This window comes from Janthinobacterium woesei, assembly GCF_051380875.1.
In the GTDB taxonomy this organism is placed as follows: Bacteria; Pseudomonadota; Gammaproteobacteria; order Burkholderiales; family Burkholderiaceae_D; genus Janthinobacterium.
In genome coordinates, this window is the sequence record NZ_JBNYXW010000026.1 from 37,376 (window position 1) to 54,386 (window position 17,011).

At 61.2% G+C, this 17,011-nt stretch carries 15 protein-coding genes; 5 read left to right on the top strand and 10 right to left on the bottom strand.

All coding sequences use genetic code 11. The features are described from left to right. Positions 1–4 precede the first annotated feature (4 nt). On the bottom strand, positions 5–3,319 hold the full coding sequence (locus ACQ4W6_RS24410; RefSeq protein WP_436569754.1) for a S41 family peptidase: 3,315 nt from the start codon (positions 3,317–3,319) through the stop codon (positions 5–7). Between the two features lie 183 nt (positions 3,320–3,502). Between ACQ4W6_RS24410 and ACQ4W6_RS24415 the strand changes: the two genes are divergently transcribed. The 3 genes from ACQ4W6_RS24415 to ACQ4W6_RS24425 all read left to right on the top strand — a co-directional run bounded on the left by ACQ4W6_RS24415 (position 3,503) and on the right by ACQ4W6_RS24425 (position 8,382). After that, entirely contained in the window at positions 3,503–4,552 is a 1,050-nt protein-coding gene (locus ACQ4W6_RS24415) for a quinone-dependent dihydroorotate dehydrogenase (RefSeq protein WP_436569755.1), read from the top strand. 9 nt (positions 4,553–4,561) lie between these two features. Then, positions 4,562–5,608: an aldo/keto reductase gene (locus tag ACQ4W6_RS24420; RefSeq protein WP_436569756.1), complete on the top strand. Its 1,047-nt coding sequence runs from the start codon at positions 4,562–4,564 to the stop codon at positions 5,606–5,608. Positions 5,609–5,913: 305 nt separating this feature from the next. After that, positions 5,914–8,382: a TonB-dependent receptor plug domain-containing protein gene (locus ACQ4W6_RS24425; protein ID WP_436569757.1), complete on the top strand. Its 2,469-nt coding sequence runs from the start codon at positions 5,914–5,916 to the stop codon at positions 8,380–8,382. 84 nt (positions 8,383–8,466) lie between these two features. Here ACQ4W6_RS24425 and ACQ4W6_RS24430 read toward each other — a convergent pair whose 3' ends face one another. Continuing rightward, a complete protein-coding gene (locus ACQ4W6_RS24430; protein ID WP_436569758.1) occupies positions 8,467–9,012 on the bottom strand; it encodes an FxDxF family PEP-CTERM protein in 546 nt (181 codons plus the stop codon). A gap of 507 nt (positions 9,013–9,519) precedes the next feature. On the opposite strand from ACQ4W6_RS24430, the gene ACQ4W6_RS24435 reads away from it, so the two are divergent. Together ACQ4W6_RS24435 and ACQ4W6_RS24440 are read left to right on the top strand one after the other, a co-directional pair. Next, positions 9,520–9,768 (top strand): hypothetical protein, encoded by a 249-nt coding sequence (locus ACQ4W6_RS24435; RefSeq protein WP_436569759.1) that lies wholly within the window; start codon positions 9,520–9,522, stop codon positions 9,766–9,768. Then, positions 9,765–10,124, top strand: coding sequence for an MmcQ/YjbR family DNA-binding protein (locus ACQ4W6_RS24440; RefSeq protein ID WP_436569760.1), 360 nt, complete (start codon positions 9,765–9,767; stop codon positions 10,122–10,124). The genes ACQ4W6_RS24435 and ACQ4W6_RS24440 overlap by 4 nt, the downstream gene beginning before the upstream one ends. On the opposite strand, the gene ACQ4W6_RS24445 is transcribed toward ACQ4W6_RS24440, so the two are convergent. The 8 genes from ACQ4W6_RS24445 to ACQ4W6_RS24480 all read right to left on the bottom strand — a co-directional run. Next, the gene (locus ACQ4W6_RS24445) at positions 10,125–11,057 is read right to left on the bottom strand and encodes a CysB family HTH-type transcriptional regulator (RefSeq protein WP_436569761.1); all 933 of its coding nucleotides are present in this window, start codon (positions 11,055–11,057) and stop codon (positions 10,125–10,127) included. A gap of 12 nt (positions 11,058–11,069) precedes the next feature. After that, positions 11,070–12,143 (bottom strand): sulfate/molybdate ABC transporter ATP-binding protein, encoded by a 1,074-nt coding sequence (locus ACQ4W6_RS24450; RefSeq protein ID WP_436569762.1) that lies wholly within the window; start codon positions 12,141–12,143, stop codon positions 11,070–11,072. Positions 12,144–12,145: 2 nt separating this feature from the next. Continuing rightward, complete coding sequence (gene cysW / locus ACQ4W6_RS24455; RefSeq protein ID WP_436569763.1) at positions 12,146–13,081, bottom strand: sulfate ABC transporter permease subunit CysW; 936 nt, start codon at positions 13,079–13,081, stop codon at positions 12,146–12,148. After that, entirely contained in the window at positions 13,078–13,956 is an 879-nt protein-coding gene (cysT, locus tag ACQ4W6_RS24460) for a sulfate ABC transporter permease subunit CysT (protein ID WP_436569764.1), read from the bottom strand. Before cysT ends, cysW begins: the two co-directional genes overlap by 4 nt. Positions 13,957–14,227: 271 nt before the next feature. Next, positions 14,228–14,866: a peroxiredoxin gene (locus ACQ4W6_RS24465; protein ID WP_436569765.1), complete on the bottom strand. Its 639-nt coding sequence runs from the start codon at positions 14,864–14,866 to the stop codon at positions 14,228–14,230. Between the two features lie 56 nt (positions 14,867–14,922). After that, entirely contained in the window at positions 14,923–15,489 is a 567-nt protein-coding gene (locus ACQ4W6_RS24470; RefSeq protein WP_436569769.1) for an RBBP9/YdeN family alpha/beta hydrolase, read from the bottom strand. Between the two features lie 63 nt (positions 15,490–15,552). Continuing rightward, positions 15,553–16,557: a sulfate ABC transporter substrate-binding protein gene (locus ACQ4W6_RS24475; RefSeq protein WP_436569766.1), complete on the bottom strand. Its 1,005-nt coding sequence runs from the start codon at positions 16,555–16,557 to the stop codon at positions 15,553–15,555. A 167-nt stretch (positions 16,558–16,724) separates the two neighbouring features. Then, positions 16,725–17,011: zinc ribbon domain-containing protein (locus ACQ4W6_RS24480; RefSeq protein WP_436569767.1), on the bottom strand; the 287-nt coding region annotated here is incomplete at its 5' end.

Sequence of the window (17,011 nt, forward strand, 5' to 3'; positions counted from 1 at the left end):
ATGCTTATTTACTCTTGTCCGGATATGCCGGGCGCGTTGGCCGCACGGGCGGGTTCTTCGCCAGTTCGGCCTGGATCACCTCGATGGCCTTTTCCAGCTGCGGATCGCGGCCGGCGATGACGTCGGCCGGCGTTTGCTCGACGTCGATATCGGGCGCCACGCCTTCGTTTTCCACGCCCCAGCCATTCTCGCGGGTCCAGAACGCCAGGTTTGGCGCCGTGATCGTGCCGCCATCCATCAGCACGGGGAAGCCCAGGATGCCCACCAGGCCGCCCCAGGTGGCCTTGCCGATCAGCGGGCCCATGTTATTTTTGCGGAACATCCACGGCAGCAGGTCGCCGCCCGAACCGGCCGTCTCGTCGATCAGCATGGCGCGCGGGCCCTGGATCGAGGCAGACGGCGTCTTCATGTCGGCGCCATAGCGCATGGCCCACCAGGCAATTTCCTTCTTCTGCAGGATCTCGATGTAGTAATCGGCCACGCTGCCACCGCCGTTGAAACGCTCGTCGACGATGATGGCCTGCTTGTCCGCCTGCGGGAAGAAATAGCGCTTGAAGTAGGTGTGGCCCAGGCCCGCCGTATTGGGCACGTACACATACGCCACCTTGCCGCCCGTAGCCGCATTGACCTTGCGCATATTGCCTTCGATCCAGTCGCGGTTGCGCAAAGCATCTTCGCTGGGCACGGGCACCACGGTGATGGTGCGCGCGCCCTTGCCGTCGGCCGACGGGCCCACGCTCAGGTCGATGGCCTTGCCGGCCGTGTTTTCAAACGCGCTGTAGATATTTGTCGGCGGCAGCAAAGGGCGGCTGTCGACGGCCAGCAGGTATTCGCCCGCCTTGACGTTCAGGCCAGGTTCCGTCAGCGGGGCGCGCAGGGCGGGGTTCCAGTTCAAGCCGCCATATACCTTCTTGAAGCGGTAATGGCCATCGCTCACTTCATAATCGGCGCCCAAGAGTCCCCCCGGCACCTTCTTCGCTTCGATGAAGTCATCGCCGCCGCCGCCGCGATGGTGGCCCACGGACAGTTCGCTGCACATCCACTGGATCAAACGATTCAGGTCGGCGCGGCTAGACAGCTCGGGCAGGAAGACGGCGTACTTGTCGCGCATGGCCTTCCAGTCCACGCCATGCATGGCCGGATCATAAAAGTAATCGCGGTTGATGCGCCACACTTCATTGAAAATCTGCGTCCACTCGGCGCGCGGATCGGCTTTGACCTCGATGGCGTCGACCTTGATCTTGCCTTCGCCCGGCGCCAGCAGCTTGCCCGTAGCCGTGCCCATGGCCCAGTTGTCCTTCTGGCGGTACAGCAGCTTCTTGCCGTCGGCCGAGACTTCGAAGTCGTCCGCTTCCGCCACCACGGTTTCCGCCTTGCGCTCCTTCAAGTCAAAGCGCTGCACGGCCTTCTTGCCATCGTTTTCGCGCAGCAGGAAGATTTGCCCCGCAGCGCCAGCGGCCAGGCTGGAAAATTGCGCGGCTGGCAGCGGCAAGTCGACGATGCGCGTGGCAATGCCGTCGAAATCGATGGCAATCGGCGCCACGGGTGCCACCGTGACTTTCGGGTCGTCGCGGCCCGTCTTCGGATCGATCTTCGGCTCGTTCTTCGCTTCCGGTTCGGCTTTCGCCGCCGCCTCCTTCTTCGGCTCCGCGCTGGCGGCCTTTTCCTCGTCGCTTTCCTTGATCAACGGCGACGGCAGGTCGCGCCGCAGCACGGCCATCCATACCGTGCGCGTCACCAGATTGTCTTCATTCTGTTGCGAGAACCAGTTGTTGCTGGGGCCCGCATTGGTCGAGGCGAAGAAGTACAGGTATTTGCCGCTCTTGTCGAACACAGGTTCGGCCACGTCCGACAGGCCATCGGTCACAGGCATCGACTTGTTCTGCTCGATGGAATAAATGTAGGCGCTGCGCGTATAGGTGGGCGAATTGAGCGTGTAGGCCAGCCAGCGCGAATCGGGCGCCCACGAGGCGCGCATGCTCTTGTCGACGCCATACATCGGCTCCGTGGCAACCTTCTGCACCTTGCCCGTGCCCACATCGATCACGTACATGCTCCAGCCATTGTCGGCGAAGGCGATCTTCTTGCTGTCGGGCGACCAGACGGCGTTGTCATAGAAACCGCTGCCATTGAGCTTGAGTTTTTTCACTGCGCCCTTGCCATCCTGGGCCCGCACATGCAGCTCGTATTCGCCCGACTCGTCCGAGAAATACGCCACCGAGCGGCCATCGGGCGACCAGATCGGCGTGCGCTCATTGGCACCGGCCGTCTGCGTCAGGTTGCGCACGTCGCCTTTGTCGGCGGGGATGGTGACGATCTCGCCCCGGTACTCGAAGGCGACGCGGGCGCCCGAGGGCGAAATGGAGGCGTCGCGGATGTATTTCGCATTCTTCACCCAGCGCGGGCGCGTCTGCCCGAGGTCGCTGGCCACGGCGATGGTGAGTTTTTGCGCCTGGCCGCTGGCGATATCGAACGCATGCAAATAACCGGCCTGCTCGTAGACGATCTTGCCGTTCGCCGCCGAGGCGTTCAGCACGGGGAAATCCGCATGCTGCGTCAACTGGCGCACCGCTTTCGTCTTCACGTCGTAGGCGAACAGGTTGAATTCGCCATTGCGGTCGGAGCGGAAGTAAACAGTATCACCAAGCCAGATGGGGTCGACGTCGTTCGAGCGCGTGCTCGGCTGGGGGATTTTCTCTATCGACTTGTCGGACGACGAGAATAGCCACAGCCAGGAATTGGTGCCGCCCCGGTAGCGCTTCCACTGTTTGAAGGCGGGCATCAAGGGGTTATAGGCGATGCGCTTGCCATCGGGCGAATAGGTGGCGCGCGAGGCGTTGGGAATGTCCAGCTGCGTTTCCACGCCGCCGGCGACGGGTACCGTAAACAGCTTCTGGAAGCGGTTGTTGAAGGCGGCGCGGGGCGAGGTGAACATCACGGCCTTGCCGTCCGGCGTAAACGATTGCGCCAGATCAACGCCCGGGTGGAACGTCAGGCGGCGCGGCACGCCGCCCGCCGCCGCGATCACATACACGTCGATATTGCCATCGATGTTGGCGCTATACGCGATCTGGCTGCCATCGGGCGAGAAGATAGGATTGGACTTGTCGCCCAGGTCCGACGTCAATCGCCGCGCACCGCCGCCATCGAGGTTGGATAGCCACAGATCGCCCGCATAGATGAAGGCGATGTGGCGGCTGGAGACGGCCGGCTCGCTCAGCATGCGGGTGTCCTGGGTATTGGGCAGGGCCAGGGCCGGGTGGCTCAGCAGCAGTGCGCTGGCGGCCGCGATGGCGGTCAAGATGCGTGTCTTTTTCAATCGATGTCTCACTTATGATGTAAGGAAGCAGAGGATGTCAACGGTCTGGTGTGGACTCAATGTTGCATGAGGCCAATAACAACTATACACCGGAGCGGGCGCGGAACACGGTAAAATACCGTCAATTAACAGCGCGCCGCCAGCCCTTCCCGGCGGCCTGCGCACCATCCTAAAAGCGCCCCCATGTCTGAAAAATTCCTGTACTCCCTCGCCCGCCCGCTGCTGTTCTCGATGGATGCCGAAGCGGCCCACCATTTCACCTTGCCAGCGCTGAAACGCGCTAGCGCGCTGGGCTTGACGAAACTGGCCAGTAAACCTGCATTTGATCCGCGCACGGTGATGGGCATCACCTTCCCCAATCCCGTGGGCCTGGCCGCTGGCCTGGACAAGGATGGCGCCTACATCGACGCGCTGGCCGACCTGGGTTTCGGCTCGATCGAAGTGGGTACCGTCACGCCGCGCGCGCAGGCGGGCAATCCGAAACCGCGCATGTTTCGCCTGCCGCAGGCGCAGGGCATCATCAACCGCATGGGCTTTAACAATGGCGGCGTGGATGCCTTCGTGGCCAATGTGCAGGCGTCGAAGTTTTACCAGAACCGCGCCGGCGTGCTGGGCCTGAACATCGGCAAGAACGCCGACACGCCCATCGAACGGGCGGCCGACGACTATCTGCTGTGCCTGGAAAAAGTCTACCCCTACGCCAGCTACGTGACGGTGAACATCTCGTCGCCAAATACGAAAAACCTGCGCCAGCTGCAGGGCGCGTCGGAACTTGACGCCCTGCTGTCGCAACTGAAGGAGGCGCAGGCGCGCCTGGCCGACAAGCACAAGCGCTACGTGCCGCTGGCCCTGAAAATCGCGCCGGACATGGATGGCGAACAAGTCAAAAGCATCGCCGAGTCGCTCACGCGCCACCAGATCGACGGCGTCATCGCCACCAACACGACCTTGTCGCGCAGCGCCGTGGAAGGCATGCCGCACGGCGCGGAAGCGGGCGGCCTGTCCGGCGCGCCCGTGTTCGAACTGTCGAACACCGTGATCCGCCTGCTGAGGGCGGAACTGGGCGATGCCCTGCCCATCATCGGCGTGGGTGGCATCATGCAGGGCCTGGATGCCGTAGCCAAGTTCGAGGCGGGCGCACAGCTGGTGCAGCTGTACAGCGGCCTGATTTACGCGGGCCCCGCCCTGGTGGGCGATTGTGCGCGCGCGCTGCGCGGCAAGCAGGCGCGCTAAGGCAGCGGCATGGAAAAGATCAAACTGGGTTCCGGCGGCCTGGCAGTGAGCAAGATCTGCCTGGGCACGATGACTTTCGGTGAGCAAAATAGTGAAGCCGAAGCGCACAGCCAGCTCGATTACGCGCTCGAACGGGGCATCAACTTCATCGACACGGCCGAGATGTATCCGGTCATGGCCAGCGCCCAGACGCAGGGCAGCACCGAGCGTTATATCGGCAGCTGGCTGAAGAAAAGCGGCAAGCGCGGCGAGGTCGTTTTGGCCAGCAAGATCGCCGGGCCGAACGCGCGCATGCACTGGATACGCAATGGCAAGAGCGACCACGATGCGGTGAATATCCGCGCCGCCGTCGAAGACAGCTTGCGCCGTTTGCAGACCGGGCACATTGACCTGTATCAGCTGCACTGGCCCAGCCGCAACCTGCCCATCTTCGGCGCCAGCGTCTACCAGCCGCAGCGCGAGCACGACTGCGTGGCCATCGAAGACACGCTGGCTGTGCTGGGCAAGCTGATCGACGAAGGCAAGATCGGGCACATCGGCGTGTCGAACGAGTCGTCGTGGGGCGTGTGCGAATACATCAAGCAGGCTGAGATGAAAGGCTTGCCGCGCATCGCTTCGATCCAGAACCTGTACAACCTGACGGCGCGCCATTTCGAGACCAGCTTGCTTGACGAGACCTGCCACCGCGAGAACGTGGGCTTGCTGGCTTACAGCCCGCTGGCGTTCGGCCAGCTGACGGCGAAATACATCGACGATCCGCAGGCGCGCGGACGCCTGACGATTTTCCCGGCCGGCTGGAGTCCCCGCTACATCCGTCCCGCCACCGTCGAAGCGGCCCGGCAATATGCGGCCCTGGCGCGCGAGCATGGCCTGACGCCGGCGCAACTGGCGCTGGCCTGGTGCTATACGCGCTGGTTCGTGGCCTCCACCATCATCGGCGCCACCAGCGTCGATCAGCTGCGGCAAAATATCGACGCGCATCAAATCACCCTGTCGCCGGAACTGGTGGCGGCCGTCGACGCCATCCACGCCAGGGTGCCCAACCCTGGGCATTAAGTCAGCGCTTCCGTCTGGCGCGGCAGCGCGGCGCCAGACTACCAACTCTCACCCCAGCTAGTCGTATTTATACAACAACAAGCAATTTACTGCAGTGCAGCATTGCGGCCTTGCCATGCCCGGTCGTATGCTGGAGACGAGGCCATATGCAGTACACCCGCAAATTTGATTCGCATTATCTGTTTATTGCATAACGATAAGCAGAACTATTCGTAAGCACGCCCAGTGCCCACTGTTAATCTGTTTTCATTACCTGAGCGCCATGGTTTGCGCAACCTGATTCACTAACCGAAGAGATATTGTCGATGAGTTCAAGCACCGCCCTCACCCAGATTCCCGCCCTCCCCGTCAAAACCGTCATTGCCGCCAGCCTGATCGCTTGCTTCAGCTTGCCAATGCAAGCGCAAGCGCAGCAGGAACTGCCAGCCGAAGGCGAATTGCAGTCGGTGGTGGTCACCGGCACCTTCGCGAAAAACCGCCGCACCATCGATTCCGAATCGCCGATCGACATCCTCACCTCGCGCGACCTGCAAAGCACGGGTTCGACCGAACTGGCCACCGTGCTGGCGCGTTTGCTGCCATCCGTGAACTTCCCCCGTCCGACGGGCGCCGACGCCAGCGACGCCGTGCGTCCGGCCCAGTTGCGCGGCCTGTCGCCCGACCAGACCCTGGTGCTGGTGAACGGCAAGCGCCGCTACACCTCGGCCGTCGTCAACGTCAACGGCACCCTGGGCCGCGGCTCGGCGCCCGTCGACCTGAACGCCATTCCGCTGGCCGCTATCGACCACATTGAAGTGCTGCGCGATGGCGCGGCAGCCCAATACGGCTCCGACGCGATTGCCGGCGTGATCAACATCATCCTGAAAAAAGGCGCGGCCGGCGGCGACGTCGAAGTCGGCTATGGCCAGACGCAGGAACACGATGGCAAGCAAAAAAGCATCAAGGGTTCGGCCGGTTTCACACTGGGCGACGACGGCTGGGTGCGCGTTTCGGCGGAAGTGGCCGAGCGCGATCCGACCAACCGCGCCGGCGCCGATTTCCGCAACCCGCTAGAACCGCGCTATGGCAAGGTCAACCAGCGCTATGGCGACGCCGAGAGCAAGCCGGCCACTGTTTTCGTCAACAGCGAATACCATATCAGCGACAACCTGGACTGGTATGGCTTCGGCAGCTACGGCCAGCGCGACACTTCGGCTGCGGCCACCTGGCGCACGACGCTGATCGAAGTCACGGTACCGGCCACACCCACCGTTCCTGCCCACAAGGAATTTGTGCAGCGTACGCCCATCTATTCGGAAGGCTTTTTGCCACTGCAAAACAGCACCCTGACCGACCAGTCCATCGTCACGGGCTTGCGCGGCGAAGCGGCCGGCTGGCGCTGGGATGCCAGCCTCAATTACGGCAGCAACAAGTTCGAGCTGGACCTCGACAACACGGTCAACCAGTCACTGGGAGCGAACAGCCCCACGCATTTCTATGCCGGTTCGCTGAAAAACGAACAGACGGTGTTCAACTTGGACGCGGCGCGCGAATTCCCCGTGGCTGGCATCGAAGGCCCCCTGACCGTGGCCGTGGGTGCGGAAGCGCGCCATGAAAAATACACGATCGGCGCCGGTGATGAAGCATCCTACATCACTGTCGTCACCACTCCCGCTACAGCAGGTGGCGCGCAGGGCTTTGCCGGCTTCCGGCCGGCCAATGCGGGCAGCCACTCGCGCCACAACGAGTCGATCTATGTCAACCTGGAAGCGGAAGTGACAAAAAAGCTGTCGGGCGGCGTTGCCCTGCGCCATGAGCGCTACAGCGATTTCGGCAGCACCACGTCGGCCAAGGGTTCGGCGCGCTACGCCTTCAACGATGCATTCTCGCTGCGCGGCACCGTATCGAGCGGCTTCCGCGCGCCATCGCTGGCGCAGCAGTACTACACCATCACCACCACCAACTTCCAGGTCATCAATGGCGTCAACACAGCCACCGAGACGGGCACCTTTGCCGTCAACACGCCGCAGGCACGCGCCCTGGGCGCACAGGATCTGAAGCCGGAAAAAGCCCGCAACTACAGCCTGGGCCTGCAATTCCAGCCGAACCGCAACTTCACGACGACAGTTGACGCCTACCGCATCGACATCGACAACCGCATCCTGTTCTCGGCCAACCTGGCGCTGAACGACGCGCTGAAGGCGCAACTGGCGGCGCAAGGCACGGCAGTGGGCGCGGTGCGCTATTTCACCAATGCCGTCGACACGCGCACGCAAGGCGTCGACATCGTCAGCACTTACCGCATCGACTTGCAGGACAAGTACCGCCTGGACTTCACGGTGGCCTACAACCACAACAAGAGCTCGGTAGAAAAAATCGCCGCCAACCCGGCCGTGCTGACGGCGAACAATCTGCTGCTGATCGACCGCCAGACCATCAACCGCACCACGGTCGGTTCGCCGAAAGATAAATTCAGCCTGGCCGCCGACTATGCCTTCGGCATCTGGAATGCGCATGGCGTGGTGACGCGCTACGGCAGCTTCACCGTGCCGCAAAACGATGCCAAGCTGGACCAGACCTACGATCCGCAATGGGTGCTGGACGTGTCGGGCAGCGTCAAGCTGGGCAAGAACTGGCGCCTGGTGGCCGGTATCGACAATGTGACCGACCGCTACCCAGCGCAAATCACCTCGCTGGGCAACCTGAACGTCAACGGCACCCAGCCATACAGCGGCTTCGCACCAAACGGCTTCAACGGCCGTTATTACTACGCCAAGGCCGGCTATAGCTGGTAAGCAGCAGGCCGCCATGCAAAAAGCCCGGAATGCACTGCATTTCCGGGCTTTTTTTCTGGCATTACGCCCAGCGGCGCATCAGGCTCAACTGCGGCGGCGGCGGGCCATGAAGCCCAGCAGGCCCAGTCCCATCAATAGCATGCCGTAGGTGGCCGGTTCCGGCACGGCCGATACCGAGCTGTAGGCGCGGTAGTCGGCGCCGGTTAAATTATTCAGAGAAAACACGGTATTCGCAGCAACAAGGGTATCCCAGTGGAACAGCAATTCTCCCTTGTTGTAATGAATGGCCAGGTAGTCGAAGCTTTTGTCGATGCTAGCGGAGCTGGGCTTATTGCCGTTCAAGCCGCCTTTATCGACCAGCGTCAGGGAAGCCGCTGCACTGGATGACAAGCCAAACTGGCTGACGATCAGATTCTTGATGGCCGCTGGGCTCTGCACCACATTGTCGCCGTCATAGACCCATACGGAATCGGCTGCGACGGTGCCATAGGTAACGGTCTTGCTGCCGACCAAAAAGCCGGCCATGGCTGGATCGTTGATCTGGACCCAGGTGGCCGCGCTGGCCAACGGTGCCAGGCAGGCCGACGCGCTGAGGCAAAGTCCCAATACCACATGTTTAATCATGTTCATATTTTTCCCCTGGCTTATTGTTCAATATTGAAATTAAATTGTATATTTATTATTTTTTTTGCGACAAGACAAAAGATATCATTTTTAAAATTATAATGCAATAAAATAAACTCTCTTCATCATTGGCATTTCCAATCTCCCTGCTGTTTATCGGTGGGACAGGCTATGCCAAGAGCGTGGTCCATGCGGCTGCAGCCAGGTGTCGAGGCCGGCCGCGCAGCTGTTGCAGATCAGCACATGGCGAGACTGCTCAAACTACCATTCCAGTTTGCTAGCGGGATCGCCACCAAGCCGTGCCATACATGCCAGCCCAGCATTATTTGCGCGGCCGAGCAGCCAGGTGCCAACGCCGATCTGCGCGATGCGCTGGCCATCGTTGAGGGGCAGCGCCAGTCATGCCTGCCCTTGCCTGAGAGGGGAAATAGCCATATTAAGGGCTGCGCGCGGTGTGCTTTCAGGCGTGCAATCGGCTACCATGGAACGTACTTACCTTGACAACGGACCACCATGCCCAGCTGGCACCTGGCCGACGCTGCCGAACTGGCCGCGCGCCACCCCTATACCTTCTATAAATCACCGCCCGAGGCCATCGCCCAGGTGCGCCCCGGCGACGTGGTCAAGCTGATCTTCGCCTTCCACAGCGACGACCCGCAAGCGCCCGGCGCCGAGCGCATGTGGATACTGCTCGATGCGCCCGCCGGCTCGGCTTTCGCCTTCGATCATGCCACGCAAGGCTACGTGGCGGTTGACGCATGACAAGCGATGAGGTGAAAGATTATTGCGCGGCCCAGCCCGGTGCGCAGGCCGTGCCGTACGGCCCGCCGTCGAATATCCTCGTCTATGAAGTGAGTGGCAAGAAATTTGCCTACTTTAAAACCAGCACGCCCGAGCAGTGGCGTTTCAGCCTGCGCGTCAGCGCGGAGCGTTTCATTGAATTGACGGACATGCCCGGCGTGAAACCGGCCCGCTACATGGGCCGCTTTCACTGGGTGACTGTCGTTGACGTGGCACGCTTCCCGGCCGATTATCTGCTGGAACTGGTGCAGGATTCCCACACGCGCGCCGTCGCCAGCCTGACGCGCGCGCAGCGGGCCGCGCTGGCGAATAAATAGTTAAAGGGCTCCCTCGCCAGCCATGGCGCGGTCGATGTCTGCGCGCGTCAGGTCCGGCGCCAGTTGCAGGATGAATTCGTAGGCATACGCGCGCAGGTAGGCGCCGCGGCGCACGGCCAGGCGCGTCGTGTTGGTGGCAAACAAATGCGACGCTTCCACGGCGCGCAAGCCCTTGTCGCGGCCATGGTCGAACGCCATCGAGGCGACGATGCCCACGCCCAGCCCCAGCGCCACGTATTGCTTGATGACATCCGAATCCATGGCCGTCAAGATGATGTCGGTGGCCACGCCCGCCTTGGCGAACGCGTCGTCGATATGGCCGCGTCCCGTGAAACCCTTGTCATAGGTAATCAGCGGATACTTGGCCAGGTCTTCCAGGCGGATCGGCGAGTGCTCCAGCAGCGGGTGGCCGTCCGGCACGACAATCAGATGGCTCCAGCGGTAGCACGGGAACGACACCAGGTCCGGGAACTGGCTCAGGCCTTCCGTGGCGATGCCGATGTCCGTCTTGCCCGACAACACCCATTCGGCGATATGTTCGGGCGCGCTTTGTTGTAGCGCAATACGCACGTCGGGAAAGGCGGCGCGGAAACTTTGCACCACTTTCGGCAGCGCATAGCGCGCCTGGGTGTGCGTGGCCGCCACGGACAAGGTGCCGCTGGTCTGGCCGCTGTATTCCAGGCTGGCCTGCTGCAGGTTTTCCGCCTCGATCAACAGGCGGTCGACGATCTTCAGTATGCCCTTGCCCGGCTCCGTCAAGCCCGTCAGGCGCTTGCCGTTGCGCTCAAAAATGACCACGCCCAGCTCATCTTCGAGTTCGCGGATTTGCCGACTCACGCCCGGCTGCGACGTGAACAGGGCGTTGGCCACCTCGGTCAGGTTGTAGCCGCGGCGCGCCGCTTCGCGGATCGAGCGCAGTTGTTGAAAGTTCATGGCATTCCAGTATTAAGTTCGTGCTGTGGGTTCGACGAAGACGTGCAGGCGTTTCGGGCGGACAACTAACGTCTCGCCTTCCTTCAGCTGCAAATGGCTGAAGCGCTCGTTCGACATCACCGCTTCGATCAGTTCGCTGTTATCCACACGCTGCAAGTCCAGCTGGGCCAGCGGGCCGATCGCATGCGCGCGGCTCAGCTTGACCACGATGCCTTCCGCGCCCGGCGTGTAGCGGTCGATTTCCAGGTCGTGCGGACGTACATAGGCCGTGCCCTTGCTGTCGCTCACGCCTGCATAGTCGGGCACCTCGAAGCTGGCGTCGCCGGTGGCCATCACGCCGTCATGCACGCGGCCGTGGAACAGGTTGACGTTGCCCAGGAAGCCATACACGAAGGGCGAGGCCGGGTGGTTGTAGACTTGCTCGGGGGATCCGAGTTGCTCCACGGTACCCTTGTTCATCAGCACCACCTGGTCGGCCACTTCCAGCGCCTCTTCCTGGTCATGCGTGACGAAAATACTGGTGACATGCAAGTCGTCATGCAGGCGGCGCAGCCAGCGGCGCAATTCCTTGCGCACCTTGGCGTCGAGCGCGCCGAACGGCTCGTCGAGCAGCAGCACGCGCGGCTCGACAGCCAAGGCGCGCGCCAGGGCGATGCGCTGGCGCTGTCCGCCCGACAGTTGCGGCGGATAGCGGTCGGCCAGCCAGTCCAGCTGTACCAATTCGAGCAAATCTTTCACCTTGCGGCGGATCTGGTCTTCCGACGGGCGCTCGCTGCGCGACTTCACGCGCAAGCCAAAGGCCACGTTTTCAAACACGGTCATGTGCTTGAACAGCGCGTAATGCTGGAACACGAAGCCCACTTGCCGTTCGCGCACGTGGCGGTTCGACGCATCTTCCGCGTCCAGCAGCACCTGGCCGCTGTCCGGATGTTCCAGGCCAGCAATAATTCGCAGCAAGGTTGTCTTGCCGCAACCCGATGGCCCCAGCAGGGCCGTCAGTTCGCCGGCGGGAAAATCCAGCGAGACATTGTCGAGGGCGACGAAATCGCCGAAACGCTTGTGGATGTTTTTAACTGCGATAGTCATGATCAGTGCTCCGTGGAACGTAAGGCGGAATCGTCGGCGTCGCTCTCGTTCAAACGCCACTCAATGAAGGCTTTCAAGGCCAGGGTCACCAGGGCGAGCAGGGCCAGCAGCGAGGCGACGGCAAACGCGGCGGCGAAGTTGTACTCGTTGTACAGAATCTCCACTTGCAGCGGCATGGTGTTGGTTTCGCCGCGGATATGGCCGGAGACCACCGAGACGGCGCCGAACTCGCCCATGGCGCGGGCATTGCATAGGATCACGCCGTACAGCAAGCCCCATTTGATATTCGGTAAAGTCACGCGGCGGAACGTATTCCAGCCCGACGCGCCCAGCACCAGCGCCGCCTCTTCCTCTTCGCTGCCCTGCGACTGCATCAGCGGTATCAATTCGCGCGCAACAAACGGGAAGGTAATGAAGATGGTCGCCAGCACGATGCCGGGCACGGCAAACAGGATCTTGATGTCGTGTTCCTGCAACCACGGACCGAACCAGCCCTGGGCGCCAAACATCAGCACATAGATCAGGCCGGAAATGACGGGCGAGACGGAAAACGGCAAGTCGATCAGGGTCAGCAGGATGCTCTTGCCGCGAAACTCGAACTTGGCGATGCACCACGAAGCGGCCACGCCGAATACCAGGTTCAGCGGCACGGCGATGGCGGCCGTAATCAGGGTCAATTTAATGGCGGAAATCGCGTCCGGATCGATGATGGCGGCGATATACGCTTCCCAGCCCTTCTTGAACGCTTCGGCAAATACGGCCACCAGCGGCACGATCAGGAAAGCCGTCAGGAACAGCAAAGCGATGGTGATCAGGACGGTGCGCACCCACAGCGGTTCGAGCACGACGGGGCCGACATTCGGTTCGAAGCGGCGCGCTTTCGGCAGCGCATCTTCCACCTTGGCAACAGCAGAGGCGGGGCTAACATTCGTACTCATGATTTCTTCGCCTTTCCGCGCGTCCATGCTTGCAGCAGGTTAATCGTCAACAACAGCAGGAAGGACGCCACCAGCATCACCACGGCAATGGCCGTGGCGCCAGCGTAATCGTATTGCTCCAGCTTGGTAATAATGAACAGCGGCGTGATTTCCGAGATCATCGGCATGTTGCCGGCGATAAAGATTACGGAGCCGTATTCGCCCGTGGCGCGGGCAAAGGCCAGCGCAAAGCCCGTCAACAGGGACGGCAGGATCGTGGGGAAGATGACGCGCAGGAAAGTTTGCAGCGAATTGGCGCCCAGGCTGGCAGCGGCCTCTTCCAGTTCCTTTTCCGCGTCTTCCAGCACCGGTTGCACGGTGCGCACGACAAACGGCAAGCCGATGAAGGTCAGCGCCACCACTACGCCCAGCGGCGTGAACGCCACCTTGATGCCCAGCACGCCTTCGATGAACTGGCCGAACCAGCCGTTCGACGAGTACAGCGCCGTCAGCGTGATGCCGGCCACGGCCGTCGGCAAGGCGAACGGCAAATCGACCAGCGCGTCGATGATGCGCTTGCCAGGGAACTTGTAGCGCACCAGCACCCAAGCCAGGATGCCGCCAAATATCACATTCAAAAAGGCGGCGATCAGCGACGCGCCAAAGGTCAGGCGGTACGACGCCATCACGCGCTCGGATGTGACGGCATTGAAGAAGGCCTCCCATGTCATGGTGAAGGTTTTCAGGAACACCGCCGACAGCGGGATCAGGACGATCAGCGCCAGGTAGAAAATGGTAAAGCCCAGTGACAACTTAAACCCTGGCATGACGCGAAACGGCGCTCCGCGCGCCTTGAACGGCACTGCCGAGGTTGACGCTGCTGATGCTGCAGACATAGAAAAACTCCTTCTTATTACATTTTCGACTAACAGGGTGCAATATTCACATGCAATCGTTATAAAAAGAACTAACCATTTCTCATTTGCTTAGATGAATTTTGCATACTTGAGCGGGGAATCGCCGGGCGAAAAAAACGCACCGGCGAGGTGCGTTTTTGAGGGAGCAAAGAGTGCCGAATAAAACGTTCAGGGCTAGGCGCGTTGCCGAAGACAGTACGAATGTACGGCGAGGCAATGCAACAACGCCATGGACGTTTTTTCGGTGCTCTTACTTGTTGGGCTGTGGCGTCAAGCGCAGATACGGTTTGGCTGCCGTAAACCCCTTCGGATATTTCTGCTCGATCACCTCCGGATCTTGCACGGTGAGGGGAATGATGACGTCGTCGCCATCTTTCCAGTTGCCGGGCGTGGCCACCGTGTAGCCATCCGTCAATTGCAGGGCGTCGATGACGCGCAAGATTTCATCGAAGTTGCGGCCCGTACTGAGCGGATACGTGAGGATCAGGCGTACTTTCTTGTTCGGATCGATGAGGAACACGGAGCGCACGGTGGCGGTGACGGACTGTTCCGGGTGGATCATGTCGTACAGCACGGCCACTTTCTTGTCGACGTCGGCGATGATGGGAAAGCCCACTACCGTGTTTTGCGTCTCTTCGATATCCTTGATCCAGCGCTTGTGCGACTCGGCCGCGTCCACGGACAGGGCGATGGCCTTCACGTTGCGTTTGTCGAATTCCGGCTTGAGCTTGGCCGTCAAGCCCAGTTCCGTGGTGCACACGGGGGTAAAGTCGGCCGGGTGGGAAAACAGCACCACCCAGGAATTGCCGGCCCACTCGTGGAACTTGAGCGTGCCGATCGAGCTGTCTTGTTCAAAATCAGGGGCGACATCGCCCAGGCGTAAGGTCATCGTGATCTCCTCAACAGGTAGTGGATAGAACTTGAGTGTAGTGCATCGCCAGACAATCAGGCTGCCTGACGTTGGCGGCGTTCATTTTGCGCCAGATCAAACAGCGCCTGCAATTGCGCCTGGCCATCAATCCAGTCGCCCAGGCCCGATTCCCCGTTGATGTGGCCCAAGGCGCCGCCATCGATGTATTTGCAATTCCAGCGCCGCGCCCACTGCGTGGCGTGCTCGGCCGTCATCCACGGGTCCGTCTGGCTGGCGATCAGGATGCCGGGGCAAGGCAGACGTTTCTGCGGCAAGGCTTTCGCCACGCCGAACTTGTCCGGATCGGCCGGCCCCACCAGCAGCACGCCGGCCACGCCATGCGGGTCGCGCGCCAGGCTGTGCGCTGTTGCCAGGCAGCCGAAGCTGTGGGCGACGATCAGTGTCGGACGCGACTCTTGCCGCCGCACCCGGTCCAGCCGCGCCGACCAGGTGGCCAGGTCCGCCTTGGCCCAGTCGTCCTGCTCGACTCTTTCGAATTGCGGATACAGGCGCTGCCAGCGGCTCTGCCAATGCTCGGGGCCGCTGTTATGCAAGCCCGGCACGATCAGTACACGATAATCGGAAAAGCTGCGCAGCGCCATGATGCTTCCTTTCGTCATGCGTTCCGGCCAGCGTTGCCGCCCGCCGGTCGAGCTTACCTAAGATTACTTAGGCTGATAGATCTGGTCGAAGATGCCGCCATCAGCAAAGTGCGCCTTTTGTGCGGCCGTCCAGCCGCCGGCAACTTGCTCGATGGTGAACAGATTGACCTTGGCGAACTGCGATGCGTATTTCTTCGCAGCCTTTTCCGTTGCCGGACGGTAGTAATTCTTGGCAATGATGTCTTGCGCTTCGTCCGTGTACAGGTAGTTCAGGTAAGCCTCGGCCACCTTGCGCGTACCATGCTTATCGGCAAATTTATCGATGACGGCGACCGGCGGCTCGGCCAGGATGCTGACGGACGGGGTGATGATGTCAAACTTGGTCGGGCCCAGTTCCTTGACAGCCAGGTAGGCTTCGTTTTCCCAGGCAATCAGCACGTCGCCGATGCCACGTTCGACGAAGGTGGTGGTGGCGCCACGGGCACCGGAATCGAGCACCGGTACGTTCTTGTACAGCTTGCCGAGGAAATCCTTGGCCTTGGCGTCATTGCCGCCCGGTTGGCGCAGCGCGTAGCCCCAGGCTGCCAAATGGTTCCAGCGGGCGCCGCCCGAGGTTTTCGGGTTCGGCGTGATGACGGACACGCCCGGCTTGATCAGGTCATTCCAGTCCTTGATGCCTTTCGGATTGCCCTTGCGCACGAGGAAGACGATGGTCGAGGTGTAAGGCGAGCTGTTGTGCGTCAATTTCTTTTGCCAGTCGGCGGCCAGCAGCTTGCGCTCGGCCAGCGCGTCGATGTCGTAGGCCAGCGCCAGGGTGACGATGTCCGCTTCCAGGCCGTCGATGACGGCGCGCGCCTGCTTGCCGGAACCGCCGTGCGATTGCTTGATCTTGACGTTGTCGCCCGTCTTGCCTTTCCACTCCTTGGCAAACGCCGTATTCACATCCTGGTACAGCTCGCGCGTCGGGTCATACGACACATTGAGCAGGGTGATATCGGCAGCTTGCGCGGTTTGCAGGACGGCAAACGCGCTGATGGCGGCGGCAATGATGATTTTTTTCGACAGCATCTAAGATCCCCAGTGGTTGAACTTTCAGAGCCACCAGATTACGGCGCATCGGCCGCAAAGAGAACGAAGCGTTTTGCCGTTTGATATGCGTTTTTCGCATATGAACGCAGCACAACGGGGGATGTAGAGTTTGATATCCTCCCCCACCTCAGCCTTGCGGCTGCCGCTTAGGCGGAAAGGAAGGGGATTCCTCCTGCGAGACGCGCATGTCCGCGCGCGAGAATGATATTTGCCGAGTTGACGTCGCGGTCATGCACTGCACCGCAGTTCGAGCAGCTCCACTCTCTTATTCCAAGACCTTGCAGCCCTCTCGGGCCGCTGCGTGCGTCGCAGGCAAAACAGGTTTGGGTTGAATAAGCTTCGTTGACTTCCTCGAACCACACGCCAGCGTCATCGCTTTTGTAATGCAGCATGGTTCGGAACATCGACCAACTGGCGTCGAGCACGGATTTTG